This window comes from Mucilaginibacter sp. R-33, from assembly GCF_049949235.1.
GTDB lineage: Bacteria > Bacteroidota > Bacteroidia > Sphingobacteriales > Sphingobacteriaceae > Mucilaginibacter.
The window spans coordinates 2,957,530-2,975,621 of the sequence record NZ_CP188089.1 but is presented as its reverse complement, the minus strand read 5'-3'; the positions used below and the strand labels follow the sequence as shown (position 1 = coordinate 2,975,621).

General features: G+C 42.1%; 13 protein-coding genes. 10 read left to right on the top strand and 3 right to left on the bottom strand.

Going from position 1 to position 18,092, the window contains the following annotated elements; all coding sequences use genetic code 11:
• Positions 1-230: 230 nt before the first annotated feature.
• Complete coding sequence (locus tag ACP26M_RS12405; protein ID WP_426589253.1) at positions 231-1,448, bottom strand: IS110 family transposase; 1,218 nt, start codon at positions 1,446-1,448, stop codon at positions 231-233.
• 502 nt (positions 1,449-1,950) lie between these two features.
• Between ACP26M_RS12405 and ACP26M_RS12400 the strand changes: the two genes are divergently transcribed.
• From ACP26M_RS12400 to ACP26M_RS12375, 6 genes are all read left to right on the top strand, one after another.
• The gene (locus tag ACP26M_RS12400) at positions 1,951-2,550 is read left to right on the top strand and encodes a GIN domain-containing protein (RefSeq protein ID WP_426589251.1); all 600 of its coding nucleotides are present in this window, start codon (positions 1,951-1,953) and stop codon (positions 2,548-2,550) included.
• 428 nt (positions 2,551-2,978) lie between these two features.
• Positions 2,979-3,320, top strand: coding sequence for an ArsR/SmtB family transcription factor (locus ACP26M_RS12395; RefSeq protein WP_426589249.1), 342 nt, complete (start codon positions 2,979-2,981; stop codon positions 3,318-3,320).
• On the top strand, positions 3,301-3,765 hold the full coding sequence (locus ACP26M_RS12390; RefSeq protein WP_426589247.1) for an SRPBCC family protein: 465 nt from the start codon (positions 3,301-3,303) through the stop codon (positions 3,763-3,765). The genes ACP26M_RS12395 and ACP26M_RS12390 overlap by 20 nt, the downstream gene beginning before the upstream one ends.
• A gap of 339 nt (positions 3,766-4,104) precedes the next feature.
• Entirely contained in the window at positions 4,105-4,713 is a 609-nt protein-coding gene (locus tag ACP26M_RS12385) for a GIN domain-containing protein (RefSeq protein WP_426589245.1), read from the top strand.
• Positions 4,714-4,829: 116 nt separating this feature from the next.
• The gene (locus tag ACP26M_RS12380; RefSeq protein WP_426589243.1) at positions 4,830-5,552 is read left to right on the top strand and encodes a head GIN domain-containing protein; all 723 of its coding nucleotides are present in this window, start codon (positions 4,830-4,832) and stop codon (positions 5,550-5,552) included.
• Positions 5,553-5,642: 90 nt separating this feature from the next.
• Positions 5,643-6,626, top strand: a complete 984-nt coding sequence (locus tag ACP26M_RS12375; RefSeq protein ID WP_426589241.1) for a c-type cytochrome — start codon at positions 5,643-5,645, stop codon at positions 6,624-6,626.
• Positions 6,627-6,659: 33 nt separating this feature from the next.
• Here ACP26M_RS12375 and ACP26M_RS12370 read toward each other — a convergent pair whose 3' ends face one another.
• The gene (locus tag ACP26M_RS12370; RefSeq protein ID WP_176623810.1) at positions 6,660-6,851 is read right to left on the bottom strand and encodes a hypothetical protein; all 192 of its coding nucleotides are present in this window, start codon (positions 6,849-6,851) and stop codon (positions 6,660-6,662) included.
• 241 nt (positions 6,852-7,092) lie between these two features.
• On the opposite strand from ACP26M_RS12370, the gene tig reads away from it, so the two are divergent.
• The 4 genes from tig (at position 7,093) to ACP26M_RS12350 (ending at position 11,978) form a co-directional block, all read left to right on the top strand.
• A complete protein-coding gene (gene tig, locus ACP26M_RS12365; protein WP_426589238.1) occupies positions 7,093-8,451 on the top strand; it encodes a trigger factor in 1,359 nt (452 codons plus the stop codon).
• A gap of 436 nt (positions 8,452-8,887) precedes the next feature.
• Complete coding sequence (locus ACP26M_RS12360; protein ID WP_112574025.1) at positions 8,888-9,616, top strand: ATP-dependent Clp protease proteolytic subunit; 729 nt, start codon at positions 8,888-8,890, stop codon at positions 9,614-9,616.
• A gap of 173 nt (positions 9,617-9,789) precedes the next feature.
• Complete coding sequence (gene clpX, locus ACP26M_RS12355) at positions 9,790-11,028, top strand: ATP-dependent Clp protease ATP-binding subunit ClpX (protein WP_090524534.1); 1,239 nt, start codon at positions 9,790-9,792, stop codon at positions 11,026-11,028.
• A gap of 92 nt (positions 11,029-11,120) precedes the next feature.
• On the top strand, positions 11,121-11,978 hold the full coding sequence (locus tag ACP26M_RS12350) for an AMP nucleosidase (RefSeq protein WP_426589235.1): 858 nt from the start codon (positions 11,121-11,123) through the stop codon (positions 11,976-11,978).
• Between the two features lie 70 nt (positions 11,979-12,048).
• Here ACP26M_RS12350 and ACP26M_RS12345 read toward each other — a convergent pair whose 3' ends face one another.
• Positions 12,049-17,934, bottom strand: coding sequence for a carboxypeptidase-like regulatory domain-containing protein (locus tag ACP26M_RS12345; protein ID WP_426589233.1), 5,886 nt, complete (start codon positions 17,932-17,934; stop codon positions 12,049-12,051).
• Positions 17,935-18,092: the final 158 nt, after the last annotated feature.

Here is an 18,092-nt window from a genome sequence, read left to right as displayed (position 1 = left end):
AACAAGGGTTTTCACCCGTCCATCATGCCCAGAAACTCTAAAGGAGAAATGACAATATAAAAAAGGGGCCTGTCACCCTGAGCCTGTCGAAGGGTCGCACGCAGAGGCCTGCCCACGATGCTTCGAGTGCCTACCCATGACATAATAATTTAAGCAGGTACAAGTTCCCTATTTAATTCAAAGGCGAGTTTCTCTAATCGCCTTTGTTTCTGTTCCTTAATGATGTTTTCCTAGGCTTGCAGCCCTTTTTCCACAAAGTCGGCTCCTTTTACAATTAAACGCCAGTATTGAGCGGCCAGTTTTCTGGCCGTTGCTTTAATAGCTATTGCCGGACCTTTTCTGCTCCTTAATCTTCTTGCAAATGAACCCCAGCCGATATACTTGCTGTTCAATAATCCATGGGCCATTTGTTTGAATATTTGCCCGACGGCCGGTTTACCCTTACTTTTACTTTTGTTCTTTTTCCCTGAACGATCCTGGCCGGGAGATAAACCAAGCCAGCTTGTGAAATGTTTTTCACTTGGCCATCGGCTAAGATCCGAACCCACCTCTGTGTATAACTGTAACCAGTTGTAATCTGTAATACCCGGAAGTTTAGTTGCATCCTTACCATCAAATATTTTTAACAGATGATCTCCCAGGTTGTTGATATGAGGTTTGTTGTGACGGATCGCCTTGCGTTTTCCTTCGCTTATTCCCGGCGGCAGGTTCTTATCCCTGTTGATCCGTTGTAAAACACTATCAATCTGGCTGTCGCATTCCATTATCTGACCTTGATAAAAACCATAAGCCTTATAGGCCTGACCTAATGCAAAAAGCCCTTGCGCTGTATAATGACCTTGCAGGGCTTTCAATAGCTCTTCCCCTTTATTCTCCCTGATCTTTTTATGGCAAAGTGAAAACAACTTATCAGGATCTCGCTCGCCTTGCAGTATCGCATCGATTAACGCCATCCCGCTTACTCCATGGACCTGGCTTAATACCTCCGGCAAACGGATATTCATTTCTATTAAGGCCTTCTGCATGTGCTGAACATGCATGGCCGCACTCCGAAGATGATCCTCACGAAGGCGCTGATAACTACGCAATTCTTTGATATGACCTTCGGATACATAACAGCGGTTCAGCAAGCCATAACTATGCAATTGCTGTATCCACTGACAATCTTTTACATCTGTTTTCCTGCCTGGTAACTGGCGCGTCTGTCTTCCGTCAACAAGCCACACATCCAATCCCCCATCTAAAAGAATATCGTAAAGTACATACCAGTATACTCCTGTGGCTTCCATTGCCACTGTACTTACCTTATGCTCCAATAAAAAGTTCTTAAGTGATACCAGATCACTGGTGAAAGTCTCAAACGAACGAACCGGCTGGCCTTCAAGACCCACAAATACCTTGCGGGCTCCAATATCTATACCTGCCGCATGAAAATGCATCTTTTCCATACTTATAACGCTTTTTAAACCGTGCCCGAAGGAGTTTAAAGAAAAGACAGGCTACCCATCGGACAAATCACCCACACAAGGGATCGTACCATACCTTCAGACTCTTGCTTCGGAACCATACTCAGCAACAGGCAATAAGCACTATAACTCGGTCGGCCACACTGCACGGTTCAGCAAATCTATGTCATTTCACCTTCAGAGGCCACGGATTTAAACACTCAGACTGACAGGCCCTCTTTGTCATCTAACCTTCAGAGGCCTCCGGGTTTAAACACTCAGCATGACCCCATTTTTAATTGTGTCGTGCTTCGATCTAATTTATCTTTCTTTTCCTCAAATTTTCTCCCCCATTTCACCGGGAAAAATCACCCCTTTACCGACAAAAACCTGCCCTACAGCTAATTAGGCCAAACCTGCTGTAACGTTTTTTATTTGAGATCGTCATATGTATGTATTTAATGAAATAAAATAATAATCACTTGACAATCAAAATATTAATACCATGAAAACTACATTAACCGCCATCGCTACCGTATTGTTTATGGTACTTGGCTTCGCAAACATTGCATCTGCAAACACTGCTAAAAATGATGCCGGTGTCGTTTTAACCGATATCAGCAAAATCAACAAAATTGAAGTTTACGGCAACGTTGAGCTGTACATATCAAGCGGCCCGGCCGACCAGGTAAAAGTTTACAACCGCTACTATTCTGAAAACGCTCTGGTTCAGTCACAAAAAGGCGTATTGCGCATCTCATCATATAAGGCCGAAAAATTGGTAGTTTGGGTTACTGCAAACCAATTGAGCGCCATTAATGCTTATGATAATGCCGATATTAAATCATTCGGCAGTCTTTCAGGCATCGAGCTTGATGTTAAATTAAACAACAATGCATCTGCCAATCTTAACCTGGATACTTATAGCGCCAGCATCACCCTAAGCGGTAATGCCAAAGCCGAGCTTAAAGGTAACACCAATGAGTATAGCTTAACCCGTAACGCAACTTCAAATGTGAACAGCAACGGCCTTGCATACACTCACGCTACCGAAACTTTGAATAAAGAAACCAAGCCAGCGGTTGATCAATTTGCAACTTTATAACAGCCATTTTTTTGAGTCAATTATATATAGTGTAGCCGCCTTGAAAGGGGCGGCTTTTTTGCGTGCTTTTGCGTTGCAAACGGGCGCGTGTTAAAAGATGCTTTACTATTGTTACCAATGAGATAACTAAAAAGTTATTGTTATGTTGAACTTGTTTCAATAATAGGCAGCGTTTATTTCAGGCGATATTCGCCATCTGCAACACCCTTATTGATGATCTCAACAAAGTCTTTCTGCTCTGCCTCGATCAGCCTTTGGCGATGAACTTTCATGGTAAATTGAACTGACCTCAAATTGTTTTCAGGAGCGTCGTTACCTTTAATAGGGTGGCGACGTTTTTTGTTTTTTATTGAATAAAACTATTTTCAAAAAATACTTGCGCAAGTAAATGCTTGCATTTATATTTGCAAGTACTTACTTGCGCAATTATGAAAGCCAGACGAGATGTTTACCAGGCGATAGCCGACCCCACCCGAAGAGCGATTATCAATATGATTGCTGCACAGCCGCATAACGTGAATGCGATAGCTGCAAACTTTGATGTTACACGGCAGGCAATTTCACTGCATATCCAGATCCTGGCCGATTGCGGTTTGATAAACGTTAAACAGCAGGGCCGCGATAGGGTCTGCGAAGCCCGGCTTGATCAGCTTGGCGAAATATCAGTTTGGGTTGATCAGTATCGCCAGCACTGGGAAAATAAATTGGATAATCTTGAGAAATATGTAGTATACCTAAAAAATGAAAGAAATGGAAAACAATCAAAGTAGCACTGCAGATCGTGAACTGCGCTTAACCAGAACTTTAGATGCCCCGGTTGAGCTGGTATGGGAAGTTTGGACCCAACCCGAACATATTGCCCAGTGGTGGGGGCCCAACGGCTTCACTAATACCATTAGTAAAATGGAAATTAAACCAGGAGGAGAGTGGGATTTGGTGATGCATGGCCCCGATGGGACAGATTATAAAAATAAGAGTGTATTTAAAGAAGTTATTCCACTTAAAAAGATAGTATACGAGCATGTCAGCAGTCCAAAATTTGTTGCAACTATTGAGTTTGAAGAACGGGCAGAGCAAACTTTCCTGAGCTGGCACATGCTTTTTGAAACGCATGAGCAGTTTGTACAGGTAGTAAAAACATTTAAAGCTGATGAAGGCTTAAAGCAAAACATCGAAAAGCTGAACCTGTATTTAAAAGATGTGAGGAAGGGATAAACTCTATCGGAAGTCACATAGATATCTTCTTTTGTTAATGTATAAAGCGTTATTGAACAATAACGCTTTTTGCGTTTATAGCAGCCCCAATTAAAGAGGTTTCGAATGGCATTAATAACATTGCCGTCATCACTTTTCATCTGCACATCTGAAATCTGCACATTTATAATCAAAAATTCTTCCGCTGTTTACCGATATAAATCCCCCATTCGCCGACTAAAACCTGCTGTACATCTAATTTGCCCGAAACCGCTGTAACGTTTTAAAAATGGGGGCGTCTTATCTGTGTATTAAATGAAATAGAAACACAAATAATTGACAATCAAAATATTAATCATCATGAAAACTACAATATTAACAATCGCAACCTCTTTAATTTTAGCACTTGGAGTATCAACTGCAGCTAACGCAGCAACCAAAAAAGATAACGGCGCAGCCGTAGTTTTAAACAACGTAAGTAAGATCAATAAGATCGAAGTTCGCGGTAATGTTGAGGTATATGTATCAGCAGGAGAGAATGACAATGTTAAAGTTTATAACCAATATTACTCAGAAAGCGCATTGGTACAAAACAACAACGGTACCTTACGTATCACCTCGTACAAAAACAAAAAACTGGTAGTTTGGGTAACTGCAAATGATCTTAAAGCGATCAATGCTTATGACAATGCCGAAGTTAAATCATTCGGAAAACTTGCAGCCGTTGAGCTTAACGTTAATCTTTACGATAATGCATCTGCTAAATTAAACGTTGAGGCTTACGCCGCTACAGTAAACGTTAATGACAAAGCTAAAGCCGAATTTACCGGTACAGCCGACGTTTATACCCTGAACCACACCCGCGAATCATTTGTAAACAATAACGCTTTCGCCGCAGCAAGCTTCACCGATAAGGTAACTAACGCTCCTGCCAAATACACTGTTGAAAATGAGTTTGCTGGCCTTTAATATCTTACTTTTACAAAAGTCCATCATATATTCAAAAGCTATCATCTAAAATGTGATAGCTTTTTTTAATTTTGATGTAACACTAAACTGCCATTCGGCGTCATAACAACCATACTATGAAAAAATACCTTTTTACCTTCACTATAGCAGGCGCGTTAATAACTACAGCCATATTATCATCATGTAATTACAGATGCGTACATGGTTCGGGAAACCAGACTACAGAAAAACGCAAAGCTGAAGACTTTAAAAAAGTTGAGATCTCGGGCGCGTTTAAAGTACACCTGAAACAGGATAGTTCGTTGACTATTGATATCAAAGCTGATGATAACCTGATCAAATATATTTCAACTTCGGTTGAAGGTGGTGTATTACACATTAAATCAAAAAAGAATTTCTGCGATCCCGGTGATATGGTGATCAACGTCGGCGTGAAAAACCTTGAAGAAATTAAAGCTTCGGGCGCGGTTGAAGTTAATTCTGACGGCAAGCTCAACGCTAAAGATTTCAAGCTTGATCTTTCAGGTGCTACTAAAGTTACGCTTGACCTTAACGCCGCCAATGTATCAACCGAGGGTAGCGGCGCAACAGAAGTCCGCCTTACAGGTCAGGCTGCCGCTCACAAAATTGACCTGAGCGGCGCCGGTAAAATAGAAGCCTTTGATTTTGTTGTTGGTGACTATGATATCGAAACATCGGGCATTGGACATTGCAAGATCAATGTGCTTAAAACGCTGAACGTGCACACCAGTGGTGCGTCCGAAATTCAATATAAAGGTTCTCCGTCTACCGTGAATAACGATAAATCGGGTGCTTCATCTATCAAAAAAGTTGACTGATCGACCTTATAATAATTAACGAAAAGGCCGGGGATATAACTAATTCGCGGCTTTTTTTGATTTTACAACCTATCACTATTAAAAAATTGAATGAAAAAGTTTTTAAAATGGACAGCCTATGCAATTATAGCGCTTGTTCTTGTCACTGTTGCCGGCATCTCCTACATAACCCTGGCATTGCCCAATGTGGGCCAACCCGAAGCCATTAAAGTTGATGCCACGTCGCAACGTATTGCCCGCGGCAAGTATCTGGCCAATAATGTAACGGTTTGTCTGGATTGTCATTCTACCCGTAGCTGGGATAAATTTGCAGGCCCTTCAGATTCCGCAGTTTCCGGTGCCGGCGGTGAAAAATTTGATGCTTCAGCAGGTTTCCCCGGCACGGTTTATTCGCCTAATATTACTCCTTTAAACCTAAGTAACTGGACAGATGGCGAAATCTTCAGAGCAATGACCACTGGTGTTAAAAAAGATGGGTCGGCTATATTTCCGATAATGCCATGGCCTTATTACGCAAAAATGGACAGGGAAGATCTTTATTCCATTATAGCCTATATACGCACCTTAAAACCGAGCGGCAAAAATTATCCGGGTCATCAGCTCGATTTTCCGCTGAATGTTATTGTGCATACCATGCCGCAAAAGGCTGCGTTGGGTAATATCCCAAATCCGGCAGATACTGTTAAATATGGAGCTTATTTATTAAATGCAGCGGCCTGTAAAGAATGCCACACGCAATCGGATAAAGGTAAATTAAATGAGGCTATGGCCTTTGCCGGCGGACAAGGTTATATAGTACCCAGTGGAAGCAAAGTGTTTTCAGCTAATATTACGCCCGATAAGGAAACAGGTATTGGTAGCTGGACAAAAGAGCAATTTGTAAGTCGCTTTACTCAATTTGCCAATGGTAAAATGCAGCCGACACCGGTAAAACCGGGCGAATTTCAAACCATTATGCCGTGGTGGAGATATGGCAGCATGAAAGTGTCTGATCTGGAAGCAATTTATGCTTATTTGAAAACAATAAAGCCCATCAGTAACCATGTTGTAAAATTTGAAAGGAATTGGAAATAGAGATTAGAGGTTGGTTGGGTTTAACGCCCGGTTTTACGGATAGTGCGTTAGCCGCGTTAGGGATTGAAGCGTAAAGCCGGCAGCGAGTGTTGGATTGCGGGCAAGAAAGGCGAGGACTTGCAGCGTAAAGCCCGGGCCGCAGGCAACGCCCATATTATTGTCTGAACCCGAATTTATTGAATTAAAGAATGTACCAGAAATGATATGCAAGTTCAATGTTTTCATCAACTTTAAAAAATTGTTTAATTCTGGTTCAGACAAACACAGGTTCAGACAAATATTTATGCTGTTATCATGTTGCCTTGCCGTTCAACCCGTTTAAAAGCTGCTTCATTTTCCTTGAAAACAATATAAAATCAAGCGCTAATTAAAAATAAATTCATACTTTTGCGCCTCGAATTTTGTATAGCACGGATTAGGTTTTAGGCTATATTTCAAAGGATTAAATTAAATACCCGGTAAAAAGATGAATATTACACAGGAAAAAATTAATGACCTGAACGCAGTTGTTAAAATTAACATCAACCCTGAAGATTACCAGCCACGTGTTGAAAAAGCTATAAAGGAAAACGCTAAAAAAGCAAAAATTCCTGGTTTTCGCCCGGGCATGGTGCCTGCATCGCACATCAAAAAAATGTACGGTAAAAGCATCCTTGTTGATGAGATCAACAACCTGTTACAAGATACTTTAAATAACTATATCGACGAGCAAAAACTGGCGGTATTGGGTCAGCCATTGCCTGCTGCAGATGATAACAAAGAATACAACTGGGATTTTGCCGATAACTTTGAGTTCAAATATGAATTAGGCCTGGCTCCTGAGTTCAGCATCGACTTTTCATCAAAAGATAAATTAACCCAATACGTAATCAAAGTTGATGACGAAACGCTGGCTTCAAGGATCAAAAACATCCGCCGTAGCTATGGCAAAATGACAAATCCTGACGTATCGGCAGATGATGACGTTCTTTACAGCGAATTGGTTCAACTTTCGGCTGATGGTAGTGTTTTTGAGGGTGGAATAACCAATACAGCGTCTGTACGTTTAGATCAGATCAAGGATGAAGCAATCAAAGCTTCACTGATCGGTTTGAAAAAAGGCGATGTGTTAACATTCGATATTCGTAAAGCTTTTGATAACGACGCAGCTAAAATTGCCGGTTTATTGAAAATTGAAGAAGACGATGCAGCTGATTTAAGAGGTGATTTCCAATTAACTGTTAAAAACGTTAACCGTTTAGAAGAAAGCGATCTTAACCAGGAGTTCTTTGACAAATTATTTGGTGAAGGTACTGTAACTACCGAAGAGGAGTTCACAGCTAAAATTACTGAAGAACTTGAAAGCATGATGGTTCAGGATGCCGACCGCAAATTGCAGGACGACATGTACAAACTGGCTATCGCTAAAGTTGATTTCGCCCTTCCTGATGAGTTCCTGAAACGTTGGTTAAAAGCAACTAACGAAAAACTGAGCGACGAGGAATTGGAAGGCGGTTACAACGATTTTGCTCAAAACCTGAAATGGACTTTGATCGAAAACAAGATTATTACTGATAACACAATCGAAATTAAATATGAAGATGTGTTTGAATTAGCTAAGATCCGTTTAGATCAGCAGTTTAGGATGTACAGCCCGACTGCTATCCCTGAGGATCAGTTAGGCCAGTACACTGTTCAGTACCTGCAAAACAAAGACAACGCTAACAAAATATTTGAAGAGGTAAAAGCATTAAAGGTATTTGATTATATCAAAAATGTGATCACTTTAGATAAGCAGGATATCCTTTACACTGATTTCAGTGCATTGGTATCTGCAGCACAGTAAGCAGATTTAATCGCCCTTATATGGGTGGGTTTTATAATATATTCACCAAAAGCAACTCATCGGGTTGCTTTTGGTGTTTTATATGCCTTACTCTAAACCGAGCGTCATTGCGAGCACGAAGCAATCTCCGGTTAGCAGAGTAACTACGCAAGTTGAACTGCATAGCTCGCGATTGCTTCGTGCCTCGCAATGACGGGTGAAGATGGTAATGTCGGGGCTGTCCGATTTTGATGTTCCTGCCCAATGTTGGTGTTGTCACCAACATCTTCCTGCCCACTCTACTGTTAGTTTTGACTAAAAAAATCAAGTTTCGTCACTGCGCCCTCATCAAAAAATTACGTAATAAAAACTATCTTGCAAAAAATCTATTGAACTAAAAACTATATTTATCGCGGGTAAGACGCCCGCATTTCCTAACGAACAACAAACAAAAACCATGAGCAGTAATATCGATAAAAACGAATTCAGAAAATATGCTGTTAAGCATCACCGTATTAACAGCCTTTATGTAGACAAATATATTGCAGGTGTTGAAAGGGGCAATATGCCAACAGGCGGTATCACAACCGTACCAACCGGCATGACACCATACATCCTTGAAGAACGCCAGCTGAATGTACAGGCCATGGACGTGTTTTCACGTTTAATGATGGACCGTATCATTTTCCTTGGCGATGCTATTTATGATAATATTGCAAACATTATCCAGGCTCAGTTGCTTTTCTTACAGTCGGCTGATGCTAAACGCGATATCCAGATCTACATTAACTCACCAGGTGGTTCGGTTTATGCAGGTTTAGGTATCTATGATACTATGCAGTTTATATCAAATGATGTGGCTACCATCTGTACAGGTATGGCGGCGTCAATGGCTGCCGTATTGTTAGTAGCCGGTACTGAAGGAAAAAGGGCAGCACTTCCGCATGCAAGGGTGATGATCCACCAGCCATCAGGCGGTGCTCAGGGCCAGCAGTCGGATATAGAGATCACTTATCAGGAGATCACTAAATTGAAAAAAGAACTGTACCAGATCATTGCCGATCACAGCGGTGCACCTTACCAAAAAGTTTGGGATGCATCTGACCGTGACTACTGGATGATTGCAGAAGAAGCCAAAGAATTTGGTATGGTTGACGAGATTTTAAAAGGTAACAAAGGAAAATAATTCTCGAAAGTCCGGATGTCCGATAAGTCGGAAAGTCCGGATGTTTGGAATGTTAAAAAGTTATTAAAGTCCGGAAGCTGAGCTGCTTCCGGACTTGCTCACTTTCCCGACTTACGGGCAGGATTTTTTTTTTTGCCACTAATTTTTTAACTTTGAGTAAGAAGACAAATCAGATGAATAAAAACAGCAAAGAGATCAGGTGTTCATTTTGCGGTGCCGGTAAACAGGATTCCCTGATGTTGATAGCAGGACTTGACGCACATATTTGTGATAAATGTGTGAACCAGGCCAATGAAATATTGGCTGAGGAGTTGAAGGTACGTAAAGTGAAGTCATCGCCTCTGGCGCCGGCCTTGCTTAAGCCATCAGAAATGAAGGCACATCTTGATCAGTATGTTATTGGGCAGGATGATGCCAAAAAGATACTTTCGGTAGCTGTATATAATCATTATAAACGCTTAAATCAGCGTATTGATAAAGATGAGGTTGAGATTGAAAAATCAAACATCATCATGGTAGGTGAAACAGGTACGGGCAAAACCCTGCTTGCTAAAACACTCGCCAAAGTACTTAACGTTCCATTTTGCATTTGCGATGCTACCGTGCTAACCGAAGCAGGCTATGTAGGGGAGGACGTTGAAAGTATCCTGACCCGTTTGCTGCAATCTGCCGATTACGATGTAACCCTTGCCGAAAAAGGTATTGTTTACATTGATGAGGTTGATAAAATAGCCCGTAAAAGCGATAATGCGTCTATCACCCGCGACGTATCCGGCGAGGGTGTACAACAAGCGTTATTGAAAATATTAGAAGGCACCATGGTTAACGTACCACCACAAGGTGGCCGTAAACACCCCGATCAAAAGATGATCACAGTAAATACCAGCAACATCCTTTTCATTTGCGGCGGTGCATTTGACGGTATTGAAAGAAAGATCGCCAATCGCCTGCGTACCCAAACCGTTGGTTACAAATTCAAACACGATGAAGGTGATATCGATACCAAAAACTTCTACAAGTATATCACCCCGCAGGATTTGAAATCTTTTGGTTTGATCCCTGAGCTAATAGGCCGTTTACCGGTACTTACCTACCTTAACCCGCTTGACAGGGAAGCATTGCACAACATCTTAACCGAGCCCAAAAACTCATTATTGAAACAGTACAAAAAACTGTTTGAATATGAAGGTGTAAAGCTTGATTTTGAAGACGAAGTATTGGAGTTTATTGTTGATAAAGCAATGGAATTTAAGCTTGGCGCAAGGGGCTTACGCTCAATATGCGAAGCTATCATGATCGATGCTATGTTTGAGTTTCCGTCTAAAAAGGATGTGAAACGGTTGAACGTAACATTGGATTACGCACGCGAGAAGTTTGAAAAATCTGATCTGAAAAAGTTAAAAGTAGCTTAACGCACAGTATATAAGCAAACACTTATATTTATTAAAAAAATAAAGCGCGCCCTGGTTCTCATACCGGGGTTTGCTGTATAAAAAGAAATCATATGAACGAAGAATTAAACATTAAAAAGGACGGAGATGCCTTGCCACCGCCGGTGAAAGAAGTGCAATCGCCCGTAAAATCAGGATTAAAAACAAAAGAAGCAATTGTTGCTAACTGGCTGCCACGCTATACCGGCAGGCCGCTTGAGGCATTTGGCGAGTACATTATCCTCACCAATTTTTCAAAGTATATCCAGCTGTTTTCGCAATGGAATGATAACGCGCCTATCATGGGTCTTGAAAAACCAATGCAAAGCGTTACAGCAAACGGTATTACCATTATTAACTTTGGTATGGGAAGTTCGGTTGCGGCTACTGTTATGGACCTGCTCACTGCCATTCACCCTAAAGCTGTCATATTTTTGGGTAAATGCGGAGGCCTTAAGAAAAAGAACAACGTAGGCGACCTGATCCTGCCGATAGCAGCCATTCGTGGTGAAGGTACATCAAATGACTATTTACCGCCAGAGGTCCCTGCCTTACCATCATTCGCACTGCAGAAAGCCATCTCAACTACCATCCGTGATTATTCACGTGATTACTGGACCGGTACCTGTTACACCACCAACCGCCGCGTTTGGGAACATGATAAAGTATTTAAAAAATACCTGAAAGATCTGCGTGCCATGGCTGTTGATATGGAGACCGCTACCATTTTTACAACCGGCTTTGCCAACAAGATCCCTACGGGCGCGCTGTTGTTAGTATCAGATCAACCGATGATCCCGGAAGGTGTTAAAACCGCCGAAAGCGATTCATCAGTAACCGAGCAATTTGTTGAAACACACCTGCATATCGGCATCGAATCGTTAAAGCAGTTAATTAATAACGGGTTAACGGTTAAACATCTTAAGTTTTAGTGAGTGGTTGATTGGGTTGATTAAGTGAATGGTTACTCAATACTAACTTAACAACCACTCACCTAATCAACTACTCTCCAATCACTACTTTTTTCATCCCCTCTCTGCCGTAAAATACCGGGAAATACATCATTTCGGCTTTGGCCGGATTTAGGGTGTATTTACCGTTGTAACGGGGGATAAGGTTTACGGTGAATGTATATTTGCCCTGTTTCAAACTGCGGCAAAATATGCTTACCTTCTCTTTAAAATATTCGCGGTGTACTTCATTGTTGTCCCATTGCTGCTCCTTACTCTCGTACGAGCATCCGGCAGGTATCGGGATCTCTATCATCACAAAATCAGCATCGCCGCGGGCTGTTACCTCCGCTTTTAATAATACAGGTTCACCGCCTTTCAGGGTGGCTATTGTTTTTTCGTTACGTTCAAACCAGGTGTTTACTGTAAAATCTTTACTTACTTTTTCAGGCTTGCTGTTCCAGAACTGCTGGTAGCCGGTTATATAAACAGGCAGACTGCCGGTTTTGCTGATACTGATCGTTTTATCAGTTAGCGTCGCCGAATAAGGGAATTTATCGATCGTCTTTATATCTGTACCTGTAAGCGTGATCTGCGATGGCTTAACCTCCTTGTTTTCTGTCAGCAGATCAGGAAGGATAGTTTCCAGGATCAGCGCCGACTCATAGGTGTTGCGCCAATCGCCAAGGCGGCGTTGTTCGAGGAAGTAACCGCGTACTTTGGCCAGTAGCTCGGGATGCCTGCCATCGTTTTTGATAATGCGGTAGGCTAATATGCTTAATTGTACCGAATTGTCAAAAAAACGATAACCGTCTTCGCCCCAATATATGTTACCAAACATAGTATGTTTGCGTGTATTGAGTAAACTGTCCATTTTTATGGGTAGTGCCGATTCCTGCCGTAATAACATCATTCTTAACTTATCATAGCCTGATAACTTATAATCGAAGGTTTTTTGATCCTTAGCCTGCTCTTTTTCAATGTCTGTTACATACTTCTGGTAATCAACTTTCGCTCCCAGTTTATGAAGTAACTCAAGGCAAAGTATTTTGTCCCTGCGTTTGTAACTTTCAAGCTGAAAGACAAGATAGTCGGTTAATTTTTGTTTATCCAGTTCAACAGCGTAACCCTCTTTTTGCGCATCTATCAATGCTTCTACCACATGCAGGCTAATCCAGAGTTCTTCGTTACTATCTTTCCACCAGCCCCAGGTACCGTTACTTTTGCGGTTTTCCTGTAGTTTTTTAATCACCTCTTTTATGTTTCTTTCATACTTAAATTCTTCGCCCAGGAACCTTTTGATGCGTCGTTCCATGAGCAGGCCTTTCAGTTTTGATGCCAGCTGTTCGTTGCACAGGTACTTGTATTCTCTCAGCTTGCGGGTTTCTTCAGTTAACGCAGGCAATACAGAAGCCTCTGCCCGGAAAGTAACAGGGCCCAAAGCCGGATCAAATTTCATGTTCACTGTGGTGTCGCGGTCAAGTGCTTCAAAAACTCCTTTGGTTTCTTTAATCCCCTGCGGTATTACAGGGATCCTGCGCTGCTCGCCGTCAAAATAACCGTTATCTCGTTTAATAGTATATTCAAAAGTGAGGCTGTCGGTAGGAGTGGTAGAAGCAGTAGCAGCGGCAGTAATAGCAAGTGTGTCAATTTTGGAGTTTTTAACTTCCAGTTCGTCCTGCTTCAGGGTTTGTCCGTTGTATTTAAAAATGCGGGTAAGCTTTGCGAAGGTATTGTTGTAGTTCATTACCTTACCAATCAGGTTCATTTCATCGCCGGCAACGGCAAATTGCGGCGCAATGAAATTGGCACTTAACGGTTTATATGATTTGATTCTGCTTTCGGTAAAGCCGGTTTGCCTATTGCCGGTAATGCCGATAATAAACGTCCGCCAGTTGGTGATATCGTCGGGGTATGTAACCATAAAGCTGGCTTTGCCATGCTCGTCGGTAGTTAGCTTAGGTTGCCAGTAGGCGTAGTCAGAAAAGTTTTTACGCATGGATTGCGTGCTGCCGGTTTGTGTACTATCGGTTCTTTGGTCTCCGGCCAAACCAGGTTTAGCTTTGGTTCTGATCACGATGACGCCGTTTGCTCCGCGGGCACCATATATTGCCGTGGCAGCAGCGTCTTTCAATACACTAATTTCTGCAATGTCATCTTTATTTATGTCAGATAGTTTATCAACGATTTCTCCATCTACCACAACAAGGGGCTGGGCCGGGGGTGATGAACCAACGCCCCTGATCATGATATTGGCCCCGGGACTACCATCTCCTATGCTCAAACCGAAAACCTTGCCCTCTAAGGAAGATACGGTACTGACCGATCCCGTCATGTCTGCTTTTCGTTGCACTCCATATCCTACTACCACAACCTCCTGCAAGGATTTAAAGCTCTTTTTTAAGGCTATTTTTACACTTGTGCCCGGATTGATATTTACTTCCTGAGTTTCAAAACCAATGAAGCCAATGAAAAGCTTGCCGCGTTTAGGTACCTTAATATTGAAATGACCGTGCATATCGGTTGTAGTGCCAATTGCAGACCCTTTTACCTTTACAGTTACCCCCGGTAGTGGTTGTTTATCACTATTGGCGATCACGATGCCGCTCATACCATCAATGAAATTATCTGTATTAAAGTATTTTTCATTAAAGGCCTCTTTTATTTTCAGAGCATCGTTTTCTATTTCCCGGTCACCGTGATTATAGCTGCCCGTCCTGTTATTGATAATGTTGCTGATCCGGACACCTACCGAATCTTTGCCATGCGTGGGCAACACCGTAAAGTTGTAGAAATTAGTGCCGCCTGTTTTTATGGTTATATTTTCTTTAATATCATAACTATCGCCTTTAAGCAAAAATAAAAGCCTGTAGCTGCCGGCGTTTAGCTTATTAATGTATGTGGTGTTGCCGGGATAGATCATTAAAAAGTCCGGGTCATCATATTTATAAACGATCACGTTTTTAATCAGCAGTTTTTTGCCTTTAGGTTGATCGATGCTCATACTTAGTTTACCTGTTTCGCCGGTGATGGTAGGGTTTACAAAAAGCGATTGCGTGTTGCTGCGCAGGTCAAGATATTGCTGCCAGATACTTTCGGCCTCGGGTTGGGTAAGTACCTGTTGTGTATAATCATCGGCCGGGCCCTGGTATGACGATAGTATGGGGTTGAAGGGATAAGTAGTAGGGATACTTTTTTGTTTAATAAGGCCGGGCTCAAACTGAAATGAATAGCCTGGTTCGGCAACAAAACGTCGTGATCCGCTGCCTTGTACATCTAAATTGGCAAAGTTGTCGGCCGACGGACCTATGAGTACGCTGTTGTTCCGGTAACCATAGTTCGGGTCGGGATTGATCATGAATACCTTTTCGTTTTGGGTAAGGAGGGCCATCTTCCAGCCAAAATTATTGATAACGGTAATCAGGTAGCGGTTGATGAGATCGCATTCATAGGTACTCAATGTATCCAAAACCTTTGTTGAGTGCGCATTATCAGCATTAATGCTGAAGATCAGCTTTTTCGATTTTTGTACATCTACACTATCTACCCAAATGTTTTGATGGCTGGTCCTGAACCGGAACATGTGCCTGCCCGGCGACACCGCGAAACTGTAGCGTTTAAGCTGTTGTGTTTGGTCAAAGTACACCGGCCGGTCGTCAATATAGAGGATATGTACGGGCAGTACATCGCCGTTTTTAATCACAAAAGGCGCTACTTGGGTTAACGAGTCTTTAGCATCTTCTTTAACCCTGTAAATTTTTTCGGGGTGAGTAAACTGGTAGTAAGCAATACTGTCAAGCCCTATTTCCTTGCTCCAGCGTTTCCAGTTGAGCTGTAGTGAGCCATCGCTGTTTGCACTGCCGGTGGTATTAAAGCCCGCCTTTTGCTTGCGATATGCAAAGCCTTTGCCAAGGTAGGGTACATAGGGTGTCTTGTAGTCGGCAAACTTACTCGTCATTGACCAGGCCGTTAAATCAGCATTGGCTACAGGCTGGCCTTTGGCATCGGTAACCACTATCTCGGTTTTGGCTTGCTGCCCGGGATAAACGGACACAGGCTGACGAACGTTGATGGTCAGCAACTTATCGCGGTACATGATATCGGTGGCTTCGGTTTTGCTTTCACCCGCCCAGATATAATGCACCTGGAAGTTTACGAGGTTTTGATCATTGTAAGCACGTACATAAAACAGGTTATTGGCCTGCCCCGCATCAATTAATTTGTTGCCGCCAAATACCGAATACCAAAAATGCAGGTGCCGCGGGTTTTCAACCTTTACAAACACCGAATCGGCAGTTCGATAACCTGATAGCGAGATGCCGGCGTTATTATCTTTTAGGGCAAGATCGGCATAGGCGCTGTCTGTTTCAATGTCGTAGCTATCGGCATACGGGTTAATAATGGTTTTTGCCGGGAGCATTACCCTGACCCTGGTTATGGTATCATACTTTGCGTTAAGGGCGCTGATGGTAGCCATAGTTTGTATGGCCTTGCCATTGTCAAAGGCGTTACTGATTAGTGTATCACCGTTTAACTTGGCGGCAATACTAAATCGGCTGTACCGGTAACTCATATCGTTATTGGCCGATTGCTGTTCGTTATTGCTGTTCAGAAATTCTGAATTAATGGTATAAGTAATATCTGCCTTAGGAAAGATGGAATCGGGGATAATTAGCTTGGTTTCACCAACCGGGTCAAGCTGTAGTTGGTGTGTCCAAAGCTGGTCGGGCACAAAAGTGTAGTTTTGCCTGCGCATACCGGTGCCACGGGTATTGAATGTAACAGTAACCCTGCCATCCGTAACCGGCAGGTTATTTTCGTCAACTGCTTTTAAATATAATGTAGCCGGATTTCCGGGCCCGTGTTCTTCTTTATCAATCCTGGTGCTGAAGGTTATTGATTTAAGCTCGTATTCTTCATATTTAAACCGGCCTGTCAGAAAAACCTTGCGTTTGGCTAAAAAGCCCTGGTCGTCATCGCCATCATAATCATCAAGTTTGTATTTTTCGCTTGATGGATCTTCGAGCGAGATGGTATAATCTTCGTCAAGTGAAAGGTCAAGACTATCTGCGAGGGCGAAACTATATTCATAAGCCCCGTCGCGGTAACTGTTTACTTTGCCTATGATCTTACCGTCATCCTCATACCGCTCTTTGAGCCGTACCAAAAGCTGAGCTGCGTTTACAGGTTGTTTTGATTTTTTATTTAAGATGATCGCCTTGAATTTTACCGTATCATGTGGTTTATAAATGGCCTTGTTAAATACCATGAAGCCTTCGTAATTATCTGCGGGCTGGCGGCTGTAATATTTATCGTGCCCCTTAAACAGGCTTTTAAATCTTTTCCAGGTAGCTTTAAAAAAGCTCATATGCCGGTACGGATTATAATGATAATAAGATGAGCGCTGCTGTTTTTTTATAGCGTAGTAATTGGTTACGCCCGCGTAATCAACTTTTAGTATAGTATCCCTTTTTGAAGGATTGGCCATATACAAGCCGGCTTTTGAATCATAAGTAACGGTATGATCGTTAAACTGCACTAAAGCGTTGCTAATGGCTTTGCCTTCTTTATCAACTAAAATAAAGCGGAGGTCATAGTTATTAGCCAGCAGCTTTAAATTGGCCGATCGGTTTTCGATGAGCGAATAGCTTAGCAAGTTCTTTTTGGCAACTACTTTCAAATAGTTGCCGGGAGGGAGGGTATTGTTCCATTTATCGTTTGTTTTAAACGAATCAATGGGGTTGTGCAATAATTGCTCATCAGGTTTTTTACGTGGGTAGCGGTAAAATTTAAACACATCACCATCCGTTATTTTATATATGTAGGTATAATAACTGCTTTGCCGGCTTGGGGTAAGCGGCTTTTGCCCCAATGCAGCAGTTATACAAAAACTTAAGAAACTGAAAAATAATAACGATCTTTTTAGTGTTGCCTGCATGTTTAGGTATGTTTTGTGGTAATTACCACCGGTTTAAATTTATTACATTTATGCTTGTGTGTTTATAGGATGCAGATCTATTTACTTTTCCATAAAAGAAATATCATTTAAGAAACTTATTTTTGAGGCGTAACCCTGCTTTATATACCGGGTTAGTA